We start from the raw sequence: 16,049 nt of genomic DNA, 5'->3' as shown, positions 1-16,049 counted from the left end.
GACTTAGCAGATTTTCCAGCCGGGATCGCATTTTTTCAGCAACTTCTGCTGGCACGATTCAGATACGAAAAAGTGTTAGCTTGCTCAAACAATCGCCCCAATGGTATTTCAAAGGTATTATCAAGTGGTACTCTCAATGCGTACCTTACCTGTCATGAAGGATCTCCAAATGAAAACTACAGCAAAGCTGTCGTTCATGATGTTCGTTGAGTGGTTTATCTGGGGAGCGTGGTTTGTTCCCCTGTGGCTGTGGCTGAGCAAAAGCGGCTTCAGCGCCGGCGAAATTGGCTGGTCCTATGCCTGTACCGCCATCGCCGCTATTCTCTCCCCGGTGCTGGTCGGCTCGCTGACGGACCGCTTCTTCTCCGCGCAAAAAGTGCTGGCGATTCTGATGTTCGCCGGGGCGATACTGATGTACTTCGCCGCGCAGCAGACCACTTTCAGCGGCTTCTTCCCGCTGCTGCTGGCCTACTCGCTCACCTACATGCCGACCATCGCCCTAACCAACAGCATCGCCTTTTCCAACGTTGCCGACGTCGAGCGCGATTTCCCGCGCATTCGGGTCATGGGGACCATCGGCTGGATCGGCTCCGGCCTGGTGTGCGGCTTCTTGCCGGGAATGCTCGGCCTGAGTGATATCTCGCCCACTAACGTACCGCTGCTGATCGCCGCGGGAAGCTCGCTGGTGCTGGGGATTTTTGCGCTGTGCCTGCCGGATACGCCGCCGAAGAGCACCGGCAAGCTGAGCCTGAAGGTGATGCTGGGGCTGGACGCGCTGATCATGCTGCGCGACAGGAACTTCCTCGTCTTTTTCTTCTGCTCGTTCCTCTTCGCCATGCCGCTGGCCTTCTACTACATCTTTGCCAACGGCTATCTCAGTGAATCGGGAATGAAAAATGCCACCGGCTGGATGACTCTCGGCCAGTTCTCTGAAATCTTCTTTATGCTGGCGCTGCCGTTCTTCACCAAGCGCTTTGGTATTAAAAAGGTTCTATTGCTTGGTCTTATTACCGCCGCTATCCGCTACGGCTTTTTCGTCTACGGCGCGGCAGATAACTATTTCACCTATACGCTGATGTTCCTCGGTATTCTGCTGCACGGCGTCAGCTACGACTTCTATTACGTCACCGCCTATATCTACGTCGATAAAAAGGCGCCGGTGGCGATGCGCAACGCCGCCCAGGGGCTAATCACCCTCTGCTGTCAGGGATTCGGCAGCCTGCTGGGCTACCGCCTCGGCGGCGTGATGATGGAGAAAATGTTTGCCTACCCGACGCCGGTTAACGGCCATACCTTTAACTGGGCTGGGATGTGGACGTTCGGCGCCATAATGATTGCCGTTATCGCCGTCCTGTTCATGGTGTTCTTCCGCGAGTCGGATAAGGAGATCACCACCATTGACATCGATACGCAGGATGCTGCGCTTACACAAGAGGAAGTCAAATGAAAGCAGAACGTATTCTCGGAGCCCTTTACGGGCAGGCGTTAGGGGATGCGATGGGCATGCCGTCGGAGCTATGGCCAAGATCGCGGGTGAAGGCCCATTTCGGCTGGATCGACCGCTTCCTGCCAGGTCCGGCGGAAAACAATGCCGCCTGTTACTTTGCCGAGGCCGAGTTCACCGACGACACCTCGATGGCCCTGTGCCTCGCCGATGCCATCATCGAGTGCGACGGGCGGATTGTTCCCGATACCATCGGTCGCCACATCCTGCGCTGGGCGGAGGAGTTTGACGCCTTTAATAAAAACGTCCTCGGGCCGACGTCGAAAATCGCCCTCAAGGCCATTCGCCGCGGCACGCCGGTGAGCGAGCTGGAGAATAACGGGGTGACCAACGGCGCGGCCATGCGCGCCTCGCCGCTGGGATGCCTGCTGCCGACCGGCGACCTCGACGCCTTTATTCACGAGGTCGCCGCCGCCTCCAGCCCGACGCATAAATCTGATTTAGCCATCGCCGGCGCGACGGTCATCGCCTGGGCCATCTCACGCGCCGTTGACGGCGCAAGCTGGTCCGCCATCGCCGACGCGCTACCGGCCATCGCCGGGCACGCCCAGCAGCTGCGCACCACCACCTTTAGCGCCTCGCTGGCCCTGCGCATTGAGCTGGCGCTGCGCACCGTTCGCGGCGCGGGTGGAGTCGAGTCCGCCTGCGAGCAGCTTTATCAGCTGGTGGGGGCCGGAACCAGCACTATCGAATCCGTACCCTGCGCCGTGGCGATGGTTGAGCTTGCCGGAACCGACCCTAACCGCTGCGCCGTGCTTTGCGCCAACCTTGGCGGCGATACCGACACCATCGGCGCGATGGCTACCGCCATCTGCGGGGCGCTAAACGGCATATCGGCCATCGATAGCCGGCTCAAAGCGCGTCTGGACGAGGTCAACAGGCTCGACTTCACGCGCTACGCCGACGCGCTCAGCCGTTACCGCCAGCAGCGGGAGGCGCAATGAATAGCCGTCAGCTGAGCGATAAGCTCGCCACCCTCAACGCCGCCCGACCGGTGACGGTTATCGGGGCCGCGGTGATCGACGTCATTGCCGACGCCTACGCCCTGCCGTGGCGCGGCTGCGATATCGAGCTGCAGCAGCAGAGCGTCAACGTTGGCGGCTGCGCCCTGAATATTGCGGTGGCGCTAAAAAGGCTGGGCATCGCGGCGCAAAACGCGCTGCCCATCGGCGAAGGCGTGTGGGCAGACATCATCCGCAATCGCCTGGCGCAGGAGGGGATAACCAGCGTTATCACCCGCGCCAGCGGCGATAACGGCTGGTGCCTGGCGCTGGTGGAGCCGGACGGGGAGCGCACGTTTATGTCCTTCAGCGGCGTCGAAAACCAGTGGTGCGACGACTGGCTCACGCCGCTCAGCGCCGGGCCCAGCGCCCTGGTCTATCTTTCCGGCTACCAGCTGGCCTCCCCCAGCGGCGAGCGGCTGGTGGCGTGGCTGGAGAAGCAGCGTCACGTCACGCCGTTTATCGACTTTGGTCCGCGCATTGCCGATATCCCCGCGGCATTAATGGCGCGCCTGATGGCGCTGAAGCCGCTGGTTTCCGTTAATCGTCAGGAGGCGCTGATTGCCGCCGAGGCCAACGGCTTCTCCGCCGAGGTAAGCGAGTTCGGCGCCGCATGGCTGAAGAAGTACGGCGCTCCGCTAATCGTCCGCCTGGATAAAGAAGGCGCGTGGTATTTCAGCCCGCAGGCCTGCGGTGAGGTCGCGGCCTTCCCGGCGACGGTGGTCGATACCATCGGCGCCGGGGACAGCCACGCGGGCGGCACCCTGGCCGGACTTGCCGCCGGCTGGAGCCTGCAGGAGGCGGTGACGCTGGGGAATGCGGTGGCGGCATGGGTGGTCAGCCACCGTGGCGGCGACTGCGCCCCGGATCGCGAAACCCTACTCCTCGCACACAAAGACGTATAGATCGCTGCGGCAGTAGCTAATACTGTATTCGATAGGGTGCTGGTGCTGATCGAGGGCAACCTGTTTGATCACCAGCACCGGGATCGCGCTATCCATCTGAATATGCGACTGAAACTCGGCATCCGGCATGCGGGCGCTGACCCGGGAGCGGGTGCGCTGGGGGAGGATCTGCTGGCTGCGGAAGTAGTCGTACAGCGAGACGCTGATAGCCTCGACGTCGTGGATAAGGTGCGCGGGCACCCACGACTCCTCGAGCGATACCGCCGCGTCATCCACGTAGCGAATGCGCTTGAGCATAAACACGTCGCTGCCGGCGGCAATCGCCAGCTGCTGCGCGACCTCCTCCGGGCATTTGACGATCCGCTTGTTGACCCACAGGGTGTCGGGCTTTTTGCCGCGCAGCACAACCTGCTGGGTAAAGCCGCGCGCCTCCTTCAGCGAATACTCGAAAATATTGTTAACCCGAGTGCCGTAGCCCTGGGCGCGGGTGACCACGCCTTCATCTTCCAGCATCCGCAGCGCCTTGCGCACGGTGATGCGCGACACGCCGGTGAGCTGGCTCAAATCGCGCTCGCCGGGCAGGATATTGCCGTTTTCCAGCCAGCCGCTGCGCACGGCGTCTTTGATGGTGTCGGCAAACCTGATGTACAGCGGCGCGTTATCCTCCGCGGCCATGCGTTCAACGAGCTGGTGAATCAACCGGGTATGCGCCTGTTCCATTTGTCTTTTCCTGACTGAAATCTGGCGTCAGTATATCAGGCTTACCACCAGGCGTGGAAATGATGCACCGGGCCAATCCCCTGCCCCACCTCCAGCGAATCCGCCTGCGCCAGCGCCGCGGAGAGCCAGCCTTTGGCCTCGGCGACGGTTTGTCCCCAATTGTCGTAGCGCGGGCGCAGCGCGGCCAGCGCGGCAGAGAGCGTACAGCCGGTGCCGTGGGTATTTTTGGTGAGGATCCGCGGGGCGGTGAAGCGCTGCTCGCCTTCGGCGCTAAAGAGCCAGTCCGGGCTTTCGGCATCATCGAGATGACCACCCTTCATCAGCACCGCGCCGCAGCCCAGCGCCAGCAGCGCCCGGCCCTGCTCGAGCATCTCTTTTTCATTGCGTGCGTGCGGCGCATCCAGCAGCGCCGCGGCCTCCGGCAGGTTAGGCGTTATCAGCGAAACCTGCGGCAGCAGCCGGGTGCGCAGCGTCGCCACCGCCGATGCTGACAGCAGCGGATCGCCGCTTTTCGCCAGCATCACCGTATCCAGCACCACGTTGGCGATCCGATAGCGCGCCAGCCGCTCCGCCACGGCCTCAACGATATCCGTCTCCGCCAGCATGCCAATCTTGGTGGTATCGATACGGACGTCGCTGAACACCGAGTCCAGCTGGGCGGCAACAAAGTCAGGCTCGATGCGGTACACCGACTGCACGCCGCGGGTATTCTGCGCCACCAGCGCGGTGATCACCGAGCAGCCGTAGGCCCCGAGGGCGGAGAAGGTTTTAAGATCGGCCTGAATGCCCGCACCGCCGCTGGGATCGGTGCCGGCAATCGTTAAGGCATTGATTCGCTTCATTGCTGCTCCTCCCCATAGAGCGCATCAAGGAACGCCGGGGTAAAGCTGCCCGGGCCGCCCTGACGAGCAGCCCGCCCGCCTGCCAGCTTCATCAGGCCACAGGCCGCCGCGACGTTTTCCAGCCGGTCGCCGGGCAGCGCCGTACTGGCAGCAACCACCGCAGACAGGGCGCAGCCGGTGCCAACAACGCGGGTCATCAGGGGATCCCCGCCGCTGACGGCGCGCGTGCGCTGGCCGTCGGTGACGTAATCCACCTCGCCGGTCACCGCCACCACCGTATTCAGCTGACGCGCCAGCGCCCGGGCGGCCGGCAGCGCCGCCGCCGCGGTATCGGTAGTATCGACCCCGCGCCCGCCGCCGCTCATCCCCGCCAGGGCCATAATTTCCGAGGCGTTGCCGCGAACGGCGGCCGGCTGCTGGGTTAGCAGGTCACGACAGAATTCGCTGCGCAGCGTGAGCGCCCCGACCGCAACCGGGTCCAGCACCCACGGCTTGCCCGCCCGCTGCGCGCTGGAGACAGCCGCGCGCATGGCGGCGCCGCGATCGACGGTTAAGGTGCCGACGTTAATCAGCAGCGCATCGGCGATGGCAGCAAACTGGCTGGCCTCCTGCGGGTCAATCACCATCGCGGGGGAAGCGCCAATCGCCAGCAGAACGTTGGCGGTGAACGTCTGCACCACGTCGTTGGTCATGCAGTGAATAAGAGGGGAGTGGCGGCGAAAAAGATGTTGCAGATGCGCGATATGCGCGGGGTTCAGTGGCTCAGCTTGCATCGTTTGCTCCAGCCAGGCGATGAAGAAGCAACGACCTTGTGGTCTCTGACTTCCCTACGCTGGCATTATCCAGATCAGGTGGTACGGGTTTTTCTCAGCCTTCACAAAGAAGGGCACCCCGAGTCATGTAGATTGAATCTCTGTACTTTTTGCCAGATTAGGGGAAGTGGCTGGCTGATGCAAGCGCGCCCTTGTGGTTATCGCTTCTTCGCCTTAGAAAGGTATCTGACCCTTTTTTGCCCCCACCAAACTGGAAAAAGGAGCCGAAGCGCCTTTATCTTATCCACCCGGTGAAGATTGAGCACTTGAATCGCTGCCGATGGTGTGCGGTAAGAATGTATCAAATCTCAGATTGAATATAGGATGCAACGTGTACGCTGGCGCATTGCCGCTACTGGACGGCAATGCAGAACTACGTAGCGAATTACCGTTAAGGGTTATTTTATTGCGTCTTCTATCCTTCTTTCTTCGGTTTCATCCATGCGTCATCGTAAGCTGGTACTGACATTCAGCCCTCCTTATTTGGTTAACTTTCCATTGCCGTCAATAAAAAATTCATGAACATATTTTTTATTATTTAACCCATAGTTGATCGCATAGGTGTGATTATTCTTCCATTTCACATTGATACAATTATCCGGATAAGAAGAATTTAATTTATTATAACCAGAGCTAACCACTGTTCCTATTTTACCGTTTTCACTTGTATCAATAGTGTAATAGTTCAATACATCTTTATTATCTTCACTGAAACAAAGATGTTCGCCATTGATAAATGTCGTTCTGGGGTGTGGTGCAGGATTACCGCCAGGGCAACCGGAAAGAAGGAAAACTAAAGGTAGAATAGTTAATCTCTTCATGCCGGAAATCCCTTCATCACACTTGCGTATCTTAGGAGCAATGAGTAATCAGACTCTTTAGGCTCATAGTCTCATTTACAGGCATTCAAAATCCCTCTACTCTGCAATGACATTGGTCATTTATCGTACTACTATGCAATCAAATAGAGGAAATATTTTTTCCGGGAAAGTTCTGATTATCAGCTGGTCAATGCAACTCCGGATGACAAAAGATATTGTCCTGATGCGCTTCTGATGGCCGTGGATTTAGATCCGCTTAATAGGCCATACAAGTTAACTTAAGCCCTTCGATTTTAAGCGCTGCCCCGGAGCGAGAGTCCGGACTTTCAGAGCTTTCCCTGAAATCTCCATTCCTGATAACGGCCGCACACGTGTACGATTGACACTCAAAACAACACAAAATATGACGAATAATGGAGTGGCTATAATGGTCATAAGGGAGCGACGAATGACTGGGTTTTATAAAGTAAACTCGCATAGCGTTTATCTGAATACAGCTGACCCATTGAATGATAAAGATTGTGACCAACCGGCCTTTAATCGTCTTTCCGCTAACGCGGGGAATAGTCCTGGAGTCAGATCGTTGCGGCCAGTAGCGATAAAACTCTGGTAGTGGAAGATTAAAAATGATGAAAAAAGCACTCATTTTCACCCTGGCTGCGGTTCACCCCGCTTCTTATGCTGACGGTCTCGGCTGCGCTTCCGTGGGTGCGTCAATGGAATTATCCCTGTTTGACGCTATCTCCAAGGATTTAAAAATCGATCCAGCCGCGATTCAAAGAGATAAAACGACGGTAGAGGTAATCAATACGGCAACCGTATCAGAACTCTATGCAGAATCGCTGGCTAAAAGGGACCATAAAGAAAGTATTGATAAAGGCCTGGCGACAATTCCCGTGAGGGATTATTTCTCCAGCTACTATGAGAACAACGCTCAGTCCATTACCGCAAAATATACCTACACCAACGCCCGGGGCATGAAAGATATATTCATTGCCTCCAGCCTTATGAATAAAGATGAGTGTTCCATCAGATTTAATGGCTACCTTACCCTCGCCAGAGAGTTTTAATAGTTAACGGGGCTTAGGGATCTATAAGACCCTTTATTTCTTAATTAATTTTAGCGTTGTCACTATATCTTGCCTGGTCACTATGTGAACCTCAGCTAATCCCCCAGACAAAAAGCGCGTCCTTTGGAGCAGCAGGCTCATGCTGTTTTCCTGCAGCCGCGGCTCCTTAGCACATTGTTGGGCCAGACGGCCTTCGTTCTGCTGCCTGAAAGATACCCCATGCCATAGAAACGCCCGGCAACAAATCTAGTACTAAAGTAGTAATTTATTAACTAAATAAATATTTTTGTAACCATAAACTTGATCAATGTAAACAAGTGGTTATAGTTTTAGCAAGCGTTACAAAGTGTGACCCGTTGTCACATCGATATTACCGAGTGAATCACCGAAAAATCATGAGGATTCCAATGAAATTGACACCAATAGTAAAGGGAATGGCGTTAGCCGGGGTGCTATCGACCTTTGCCCTTTCCGCCTGGGCTGATACCTCCCCCAAAGAAGCGACCGCCGCCACCAAACAGGCAAACGATGCCCTTTACAACCAGCTGCCCTTCTCCGACAACACCGATTTTAGCAACGCGCATAAAGGCTTTATTGCCGCTCTGCCTGGCGATGTCATCAAAGGCGAACAGGGCAACGTCGTCTGGAATCCTCAGCAGTACGCCTTCATCAAAGAAGGGGAAAAGGCGCCGGATACCGTCAACCCGAGCCTGTGGCGTCAGTCTCAGCTGATTAACATCAGCGGCCTGTTTGAAGTGACCGAAGGCGTCTATCAGATCCGCAACCTCGATCTCTCCAACATGACCATCATCGAAGGTAAAGAAGGCATTACCGTCGTTGACCCGCTGGTATCCGCTGAAACCGCGAAAGTGGGCATGGACCTGTACTACAAAAACCGTGGCAAGAAGCCGGTGGTGGCCGTTATCTACACCCACAGCCACGTTGACCACTACGGCGGCGTGCGCGGCGTCATTGATGAAGCCGACGTGAAGTCGGGCAAAGTGAAAGTCTATGCGCCGGCCGGCTTTATGGAAGCCGCCGTGGCGGAAAACATCATGGCCGGTAACGTCATGAGCCGTCGCGCCAGCTATATGTACGGCAACCTGCTGAAGCCGGAAGCTACCGGCCAGGTAGGCGCTGGGCTGGGGACCACCACCTCCGCCGGTACCGTGACCCTGATTGCTCCGACCAACATCATTGAAAAAGACGGCCAGAAAGAGGTTATCGACGGCCTGACCTATGATTTTATGCTGGCGCCGGGCTCTGAAGCACCGTCTGAAATGCTGTGGTATATCGAAGAGAAGAAGCTCATCGAAGCGGCGGAAGACGTCACCCATACCCTGCACAACACCTACTCCCTGCGCGGGGCCAAAATCCGCGAGCCGCTGCCGTGGTCGAAATATATCAACGAAGCGATCGTTCGCTGGGGCGACAAAGCTGAGATCATCATGGCTCAGCACCACTGGCCGACCTGGGGCAACGAAAACGTCGTCAACCTGCTGAAGAGCCAGCGTGACCTCTATCGTTACATCAACGACCAGACCCTGCGCATGGCTAACGAAGGGCTGACCCGCGACGAAATTGCCGCCAAATTCAAGCTGCCGGACAGTCTGGCGCACACCTGGGCCAACCGCGGCTACTACGGTTCCGTCAGCCACGACGTGAAGGCCACCTACGTGCTGTACCTCGGCTGGTTTGACGGCAACCCGGCCACCCTCGACGAACTGCCGCCGGAAGAAGCGGCTAAAAAGTTTGTTGATTACATGGGCGGCGCCGACGCCATCATGAAGAAGGCCAAAGAGGACTATGACCAGGGTAACTACCGCTGGGTAGCCCAGGTGGTGAGCAAAATCGTCTTCGCCGACCCGAAAAACCAGGAGGCGCGTAATCTGGAAGCGGATGCCCTGGAGCAGCTGGGTTACCAGGCTGAATCCGGTCCGTGGCGCAACTTCTACCTCACCGGCGCGCAGGAGCTGCGCAACGGCGTGGTGAAAGGCCCGACGCCGAACACCGCCAGCCCGGATACCGTCCGCGCGATGACCCCGGAAATGTTCTTTGACTATCTGGCGGTACACATCAACGGTGAGAAAGCCGGTAAAGCCAAAGCGGTCTTCAACATCGACCTCGGCAACGACGGCGGCAAGTATAAGCTGGAGCTGGAAAACGGCGTGCTGAACCACACCGCTAAGGCCGAAGCGAAAGATGCGGATGCCACTATCGTGCTGGACCGTGCGACCCTGAACAAAATCATCCTGAAAGAAGAAACGCTGAAACAGGCTGAAGATAAGGGTGAAGTGAAGGTCACCGGTAACGGGGCGAAGCTGGATGAAATGCTGGGCTACATGGACAAGTTCGAGTTCTGGTTCAACATTGTGACGCCATAAACCTCACCCCCGCGGCCTCCGGTCGCGGGGTTTCTCTGCGCTAATACTCCTCGGGCAGCGCCCGGTCGATAGACACCAGCTTTCCTCTTGCCATCGTGATGTAGCCCCCGGCCTTGAGGTCGGCAAGCACCCGGAAAACGTGGGTCCGCGAAAGATTGGTTCGCTTGATGATAAACAGCGCCAGGCCTTCATTTTCACCCTCATGCGTATTCTGCCGGTAGAGATAGCGAAACAGCATCGGCCGGATGGTCTGGTAGCTGGTCAGCTGCCGACGCTCGTTATGCAGGTCGATGGTGAAAATAGTCATATACACCAGAATCGTCGCCAGCTCCTGCACGCGCTGCGGATTATTTTGGATAAAGATACGGTCAAACGCCTCATAGGATATTTTAATAAGCCTGACCGGCGCGCTTCCCATATATTCAAACTTAGCCAGCGGGCAGTATCTTTCCATTAGGCCAATCGGCATATGCTCAATGCTATTCCCGATATTAAGACCGTTCTCCGGCATTAATATTGATAAAGAACCGCCAGTACAAAAATAAATATAGCCAGCCTTGACTTCTAATTTTTTATTGGCAGGCAACGAAACGACCTCGCCTTCCTGAATGATTTCATCCAGATAGCTATCAATCTCTAACGTGCTGTAATAGCCGTGTATTTCCTGAAAATTCACCGCATGCCCTCACTCCATTCTGCCGTAAGCTCAGTATAGCAGCGAGTCCGGCGTGGATTCGAGGCCTACCGTTGTTATTTTCCAGGCAGTCCCATATGGGACTATTAACGCCATCTATTCCACTTACAATAGCCGGTAATGAGTCCGCATTTGCATTAGCCGTATCATATTTATTATTGATTTCGGCTCAAATAATCTAAGAGGTCATTTAATGAAATTAAATCAGATTGCTAAACACCTGGCGATGGCCGGTGTTCTGGTTTCGCTGTCCGCTTCCGCTTTTGCGCAGGTTCAGCCGAACGATGCGACGCCTGCCACCCGTCAGGCCAATAGCGCGCTGTACAACAAGCTGCCGTTTGCCGATAAAACCGATTTTGAAAACGCGCATAAAGGCTTCATCGCCGCGCTGCCGTCGAGCATGATTAAAGGCGAACAGGGCAACGTTATTTGGGATCCGGCGAAATACGACTTCGTTAAAGAAGGCCAAAAGTCTCCGGATAGCGTTAACCCTAGCCTGTGGCGCCAGTCCCAGCTGATTAATATCGGCGGTCTGTTCAAGGTCACCGACGGCGTTTACCAGATTCGCAACCTCGACCTCTCCAACATGACCATTATCGAAGGTGATAAAGGCATTACCATCATCGATCCGCTGCTGAGCGCCGAACCGGCCAAAGAGGGGCTGGACCTCTACTACGCCAATCGCGGCAAGAAGCCGGTGGTCGCGGTGCTGTTCACCCACAGCCACGTTGACCACTACGGCGGCATTCGCGGCGTGGTTGACGAAGCCGACGTGAAGTCGGGCAAAGTCAAAATCTACGCGCCGGACGGCTTTATGAAAGAAGCGGTTTCGGAAAATATCATGGCCGGTACGGCGATGAGCCGCCGCGCCAGCTATATGTACGGCAACCTGCTCAAGCCCGACGCGAAAGGTCAGGTTGGCGCGGGTCTGGGTACCACCACCTCCGCCGGTACCGTTACGCTGATCCAGCCGACAAACTACATCACTAAAACCGGGCAGGAAGAGGTGATTGATGGCCTGACCTACGATTTCATGATGGCGCCGGGCTCTGAGGCCCCGTCGGAAATGCTGTGGTACGTCAAAGAGAAGAAAATGATCGAAGCGGCGGAAGACGTGACCCACACGCTGCACAACACCTACTCCCTGCGCGGCGCAAAAATCCGCGATCCGCTGGCGTGGTCGAAATATATCAACGCCGCCATCGACCGCTGGGGCAGCGACGCCGACGTGATTATCGCACAGCACCACTGGCCGACCTGGGGCAACGACAACATTGTTAAGCTGATGAAAGGCCAGCGCGACATGTATCGCTATATCAACGACCAGACCCTGCGCATGGCTAACGAAGGCCTGACCCGCGACGAAATTGCCGCTAACTTCAAGCTGCCGGAAGCGCTGGAGAAGCAGTGGTCAAGCCGGGGCTACTACGGTTCCGTCAGCCACAACGTCAAGGCCACCTACGTGTACTATCTCGGCTGGTTCGACGGCAACCCGGCTACCCTCGACGAGCTGCCGCCCGAGCAGGCTGCGAAGAAGTTTGTCGAATATATGGGCGGCGCCGGCAATATCCTGAGCAAAGCCAAAGAGGATTACCGCCAGGGTAACTATCGCTGGGTGGCGCAGGTCACCAGCAAAGTGGTGTTCGCCGACCCGCAAAACCAGGACGCGCGGAACCTCGAAGCGGATGCGCTGGAGCAGCTGGGCTACCAGGCGGAAGCCGGCACCTGGCGTAACTTCTACCTCACCGGCGCGCAGGAGCTGCGTAACGGCGTGCAGAAGCTGCCAACGCCGAACACCGCCAGCCCGGATACCGTCCGCGCGATGACCCCGGAAATGTTCTTCGACTACCTGGGCGTGCATATTAACGGCGAAAAAGCCGGCGCGGCGAAGGCGATTCTCAACGTCGATCTGGGTAAAGACGGCGGCAAGTACAAGCTGGAGCTGGAAAACGGCGTCCTGAACCACACCGCCAACGCGGTCGCCGACAACGCGGATGCCAACATCACCCTCGATCGCGATACGCTGAACAAGATTATCCTCAAGCAAGAGACGCTGAAGCAGGCGGTTGATCAGGGTGAGGTGAAAATTACCGGTAATGCTGCGAAGCTGGACGAAATGCTGAGCTACATGGACAAGTTTGAGTTCTGGTTCAATATCGTTACTCCGTAACTGAGCCGATTATCATCCCCCGAGGCCGCCGGTCGCGGGGGATTTTTTTGGCCATTTCCCGCGACCGCCCCCTGCGCTTCCCGCCCTGCTTCCCCTGCCCTTGCGCGCACATCTCAATTTGCTTTCCCCACCGCCCCGGGCACAAGATTAGCTGTGGGAATAGTGATTTCGCAGATAACCAACCGAAGTGGGCTATGTCCGTTTACCACCATGCGCAGGTGCTGATTAAGCACCTGCCGTAAGTCGCTCGCGCAGGCCCCGTCCGGCCGATCAGGGATTCACTTCCCGCAGCGAACTCAGCAGCAACGCGAAGCTCGACTCAATCAGCGGCGGTAGCGTCTGCGGCCCGCGCATCAGCGCCACGGTGCGGCTCAGCGCTGGCTGCTGCAGCTGGGCTATCTTCAGCTGCGGATCGCATAAGTGGGTGGTATAGAGCTCGGGAAGAATGGCTATCGCCAGGCGCGAGCGCACCAGGCCATACAGCGTTTCGATATAGTCCACCTGATAGCGCGTATTCAGCATCAGGCGATGGCTCTCCGCCAGCGCCCCCACCAGCCGCTGGATATTGCCCTTCGAGAACACCGCGATATCGCGGCCAGCCAGCAGCTTCCACGGCAGATGCGGCTGACCGGCGAGCGGATCGTCGCCGTGCAGCACCGCCACAAACGGGTCCTCGCGCAGCGGATAGACCTGCAGCTCTGCGGGGATCGAACTGTCGATGGCGCCCACGGCGAAATCAATCTGCCCGCTCAGCAGCTCGCGCACCAGCGCGTCGTTGGCCCGATCGTGAAACTCGACCCGCAGGCGCGGAAAGGTTTCGGCCAGGGTCTGCGGCAGCAGGGGAAAAAGCAGCGAGCTGACCGACGGCATCAGGCCGATGCGCACCGTGCCGTCGCCGCCGGCTTCAACAATCTGCTGCATATCCTGAAACGCCAGCTGGGCCACGCTCAGCACGCGCTGCGCGTGGGGCAGGATCGCCGCGCCCAGTTCGGTCAGCGTGACCGAAGAGGCGGTGCGGTTCACCAGCCTGCCGCCGAGCACCGCTTCAACCTGGCGCAGCGCGCTGCTCAGCGCCGGTTGGCTGATGGCCAGCCGGTTGGCGGTATCGGTAAAGTGACGCAGCTGCGCCAGGGTAACAAAATACTGGAGCTGCTTAAGAGAAAGCGCGGGCAGCCGCTGCCAGGGTTCGGTCATGTTATCCATCGCTGAGGGTGAGTAGGCAGAATAACCCGAGCTTATCGGGCGATAAATTTATTCATCTGGGCAAACGTTTGCTGTGCCCCTAGAGTAGCGCCATTATCCTTGTGCCGGAGTTGTTATGTCCAGCAGTGCTGAAAACCGCCGCCGCGCCGTCCAGGCCGCCCGGGGCGAATTGCCGTTCGACCTGTTACTCACCGGAGGGCAGATCGTTGATACGGTCACCGGGGAACTCCGCGCCGCCGACGTCGGCATCGTCGGCGAGATGATTGCCAGCGTCCATCCGCGCGGCAGCCGCAGCGACGCCGCTGAATCCCGCGACCTGCAGGGCGCCTACCTCTCCCCAGGGCTGATGGATACCCACGTCCATCTCGAAAGCTCCCATCTCCCCCCCGAGCGCTACGCGGAAATCGTCCTCGCCCAGGGCACCACGGCGGTATTTTGGGATCCGCACGAGCTGGCCAACGTGCTCGGCGTGGAGGGCGTGCGCTACGCCGTTGCCGCCAGCCGCAATCTGCCGCTGGAGGTGATGGTCGCCGCCCCTTCCAGCGTCCCGTCCACGCCCGGGCTGGAGATGTCCGGCGCCGATTTTGCCGGCGCGGAGATGACCACTATGCTGGCGTGGCCGGAGGTGCGCGGCGTGGCGGAAGTGATGGACATGCACGGCGTGCTGCACGCCAGCGAGCGGATGCAGGAGATAGTCCAGGCGGGCCTGGACAGCGGCAAGCTGATTGAAGGCCACGCCCGCGGGCTGAACGGCGCGGACCTGCAGGCCTATCTGGCCGCCGGCGTCACCTCCGATCATGAACTCACCTCGGCGGAGGATGCGCTGGAAAAGCTGCGCGCCGGCCTGACGCTGCAGATTCGTGGCTCGCACCCCTATCTGCTGGAGGATATCGTCAAGGCGCTGAAAACCCTGCCGCACCTCTCCTCGCAGATCACCGTCTGCACCGACGACGTGCCGCCGGATATGCTGCTGGAAAAAGGCGGCATTATCGCCCTGCTCAACCTGCTGATCGGACACGGCCTGCCGGCCACCGATGCCCTGCGCTTCGCTACGCTGAACGCAGCGATCCGCATGCAGCGCCATGATTTAGGCCTGATTGCCGCCGGTCGCCGCGCGGACCTGGTGGTGTTTCCCGAACTGGACAAGCTGCAGGCGCGCGAGGTCTACGTTGCCGGGAAGCTAATTGCCCGGAACGGACAGCTGCGCCAGCCCATTCCACCGGCCACCGGCGTCACGCCGCCGCGCGATACCCTGCAGCTTGCGCCGCTGAGCGCCGACGACTTTATCCTTAAGGTGGGCGGTATTCACCACGGCGTTGCCCGCCTGCGGCATATTCGCGGCGCGCGCTTTACGCAGTGGGGAGAAGTCGAGGTGCAGATCCGCGACGGCAAAGTCCAGCTGCCCGACGGCTTCAGCCTGATTTGGGTCAAGCACCGCCACGGTCGCCATCAGGCGACGCCGCAGATTGCCCTGCTTGAGGGCTGGGGCGAGCTGCGCGGGGCGATTGCCACCAGCTACTCCCACGACTCGCACAACCTCGTGGTGCTCGGGCGAGACGCCGAAGAGATGGCGCGGGCCGCCAACCGGCTGATCGCCTCCGGCGGCGGCATGGCGCTGGCGCAGCGGGGGGAGATTCTGGCCCACGTCGCCATGCCGATTGCCGGAATGCTTTCCGACCTGCCGGCAGCGGAGCTGGCGCGCCAGTTCCGCGAGCTGCGCGACCTGAGCGCCGAAATTGCCGACTGGGAGCCGCCGTACCGGGTGTTTAAGGCCATCGAGGGGACCTGCCTCGCCTGCAACGCCGGGCCACATTTGACCGATTTGGGCTTGACCGACGGCACCACCCGCCGGATCGTCGACCCGCTGATAGCCTGCCGGGAAACCCCGGAGCATACCCACAACAATAATCACGGAGCCTGATA

Annotated in this window: 13 protein-coding genes and 1 riboswitch; of the genes, 7 read left to right on the top strand and 6 right to left on the bottom strand. The window is 58.4% G+C overall.

Annotation, left to right across the window (positions count from 1 at the left end):
- The first annotated feature begins 169 nt into the window (after positions 1-169).
- From RTE01_RS06020 to RTE01_RS06010, 3 genes are read left to right on the top strand one after another with little or no spacing between them, the layout of a single operon-like run.
- Positions 170-1,447 carry a nucleoside permease gene (locus RTE01_RS06020; protein WP_115192249.1) on the top strand — a complete coding sequence of 426 codons (1,278 nt, stop codon included), beginning with the start codon at positions 170-172 and terminating at the stop codon, positions 1,445-1,447.
- Entirely contained in the window at positions 1,444-2,448 is a 1,005-nt protein-coding gene (locus tag RTE01_RS06015; RefSeq protein ID WP_123551708.1) for an ADP-ribosylglycohydrolase family protein, read from the top strand. Before RTE01_RS06020 ends, RTE01_RS06015 begins: the two co-directional genes overlap by 4 nt.
- Complete coding sequence (locus RTE01_RS06010; protein WP_134527052.1) at positions 2,445-3,410, top strand: PfkB family carbohydrate kinase; 966 nt, start codon at positions 2,445-2,447, stop codon at positions 3,408-3,410. The genes RTE01_RS06015 and RTE01_RS06010 overlap by 4 nt, the downstream gene beginning before the upstream one ends.
- On the opposite strand, the gene RTE01_RS06005 is transcribed toward RTE01_RS06010, so the two are convergent.
- The 4 genes from RTE01_RS06005 to RTE01_RS05990 form a co-directional block, all read right to left on the bottom strand.
- Positions 3,384-4,130, bottom strand: a complete 747-nt coding sequence (locus RTE01_RS06005; protein WP_115192246.1) for a GntR family transcriptional regulator — start codon at positions 4,128-4,130, stop codon at positions 3,384-3,386. The genes RTE01_RS06010 and RTE01_RS06005 overlap by 27 nt on opposite strands.
- 41 nt (positions 4,131-4,171) lie before the next feature.
- The gene (thiD, locus tag RTE01_RS06000; protein WP_041146430.1) at positions 4,172-4,972 is read right to left on the bottom strand and encodes a bifunctional hydroxymethylpyrimidine kinase/phosphomethylpyrimidine kinase; all 801 of its coding nucleotides are present in this window, start codon (positions 4,970-4,972) and stop codon (positions 4,172-4,174) included.
- Positions 4,969-5,745, bottom strand: a complete 777-nt coding sequence (gene thiM / locus RTE01_RS05995; protein WP_141334796.1) for a hydroxyethylthiazole kinase — start codon at positions 5,743-5,745, stop codon at positions 4,969-4,971. Before thiM ends, thiD begins: the two co-directional genes overlap by 4 nt.
- A 34-nt stretch (positions 5,746-5,779) precedes the next feature.
- Positions 5,780-5,876, bottom strand: a riboswitch (TPP riboswitch).
- Positions 5,877-6,263: 387 nt separating this feature from the next.
- A complete protein-coding gene (locus RTE01_RS05990) occupies positions 6,264-6,605 on the bottom strand; it encodes a putative T6SS immunity periplasmic lipoprotein (RefSeq protein ID WP_134527057.1) in 342 nt (113 codons plus the stop codon).
- 629 nt (positions 6,606-7,234) lie between these two features.
- On the opposite strand from RTE01_RS05990, the gene RTE01_RS05985 reads away from it, so the two are divergent.
- A complete protein-coding gene (locus tag RTE01_RS05985) occupies positions 7,235-7,675 on the top strand; it encodes a Shiga toxin A subunit (protein ID WP_134528580.1) in 441 nt (146 codons plus the stop codon).
- A gap of 407 nt (positions 7,676-8,082) precedes the next feature.
- Positions 8,083-10,059 (top strand): alkyl/aryl-sulfatase, encoded by a 1,977-nt coding sequence (locus tag RTE01_RS05980; protein WP_041146438.1) that lies wholly within the window; start codon positions 8,083-8,085, stop codon positions 10,057-10,059.
- A 40-nt stretch (positions 10,060-10,099) separates the two neighbouring features.
- Here the strand turns inward: RTE01_RS05980 and RTE01_RS05975 are convergent, their stop codons facing one another.
- Positions 10,100-10,735, bottom strand: a complete 636-nt coding sequence (locus tag RTE01_RS05975) for a helix-turn-helix domain-containing protein (RefSeq protein ID WP_041146439.1) — start codon at positions 10,733-10,735, stop codon at positions 10,100-10,102.
- A 211-nt stretch (positions 10,736-10,946) separates the two neighbouring features.
- On the opposite strand from RTE01_RS05975, the gene RTE01_RS05970 reads away from it, so the two are divergent.
- Complete coding sequence (locus tag RTE01_RS05970; RefSeq protein WP_041146440.1) at positions 10,947-12,923, top strand: alkyl/aryl-sulfatase; 1,977 nt, start codon at positions 10,947-10,949, stop codon at positions 12,921-12,923.
- A gap of 270 nt (positions 12,924-13,193) precedes the next feature.
- Here RTE01_RS05970 and RTE01_RS05965 read toward each other — a convergent pair whose 3' ends face one another.
- The gene (locus RTE01_RS05965; protein ID WP_041146441.1) at positions 13,194-14,117 is read right to left on the bottom strand and encodes a LysR family transcriptional regulator; all 924 of its coding nucleotides are present in this window, start codon (positions 14,115-14,117) and stop codon (positions 13,194-13,196) included.
- A gap of 124 nt (positions 14,118-14,241) precedes the next feature.
- Between RTE01_RS05965 and RTE01_RS05960 the strand changes: the two genes are divergently transcribed.
- On the top strand, positions 14,242-16,047 hold the full coding sequence (locus RTE01_RS05960) for an adenine deaminase (protein ID WP_141334794.1): 1,806 nt from the start codon (positions 14,242-14,244) through the stop codon (positions 16,045-16,047).
- The last annotated feature ends 2 nt before the right edge of the window (positions 16,048-16,049 follow it).

It is taken from the genome of Klebsiella terrigena (genome assembly GCF_006539725.1).
GTDB lineage: Bacteria > Pseudomonadota > Gammaproteobacteria > Enterobacterales > Enterobacteriaceae > Klebsiella > Klebsiella terrigena.
The sequence above is the reverse complement of the archived record's forward strand: the minus strand, read 5'-3'. Positions and strand labels throughout refer to the sequence as shown.

Excerpts from the sequence above, each read along its gene's own strand:
- RTE01_RS05970 (WP_041146440.1), top strand. The coding sequence starts at position 10,947 with ATGAAATTAAATCAGATTGCTAAACACCTGGCGATGGCCGGTGTTCTG.
- RTE01_RS05960 (WP_141334794.1), top strand. The coding sequence starts at position 14,242 with ATGTCCAGCAGTGCTGAAAACCGCCGCCGCGCCGTCCAGGCCGCCCGG.
- thiM (WP_141334796.1), bottom strand. The coding sequence starts at position 5,745 with ATGCAAGCTGAGCCACTGAACCCCGCGCATATCGCGCATCTGCAACAT.
- RTE01_RS06005 (WP_115192246.1), bottom strand. The coding sequence starts at position 4,130 with ATGGAACAGGCGCATACCCGGTTGATTCACCAGCTCGTTGAACGCATG.
- RTE01_RS05990 (WP_134527057.1), bottom strand. The coding sequence starts at position 6,605 with ATGAAGAGATTAACTATTCTACCTTTAGTTTTCCTTCTTTCCGGTTGC.
- RTE01_RS05965 (WP_041146441.1), bottom strand. The coding sequence starts at position 14,117 with ATGACCGAACCCTGGCAGCGGCTGCCCGCGCTTTCTCTTAAGCAGCTC.
- RTE01_RS06020 (WP_115192249.1), top strand. The coding sequence starts at position 170 with ATGAAAACTACAGCAAAGCTGTCGTTCATGATGTTCGTTGAGTGGTTT.
- RTE01_RS06010 (WP_134527052.1), top strand. The coding sequence starts at position 2,445 with ATGAATAGCCGTCAGCTGAGCGATAAGCTCGCCACCCTCAACGCCGCC.
- RTE01_RS05980 (WP_041146438.1), top strand. The coding sequence starts at position 8,083 with ATGAAATTGACACCAATAGTAAAGGGAATGGCGTTAGCCGGGGTGCTA.
- RTE01_RS05985 (WP_134528580.1), top strand. The coding sequence starts at position 7,235 with ATGAAAAAAGCACTCATTTTCACCCTGGCTGCGGTTCACCCCGCTTCT.
- RTE01_RS06015 (WP_123551708.1), top strand. The coding sequence starts at position 1,444 with ATGAAAGCAGAACGTATTCTCGGAGCCCTTTACGGGCAGGCGTTAGGG.
- thiD (WP_041146430.1), bottom strand. The coding sequence starts at position 4,972 with ATGAAGCGAATCAATGCCTTAACGATTGCCGGCACCGATCCCAGCGGC.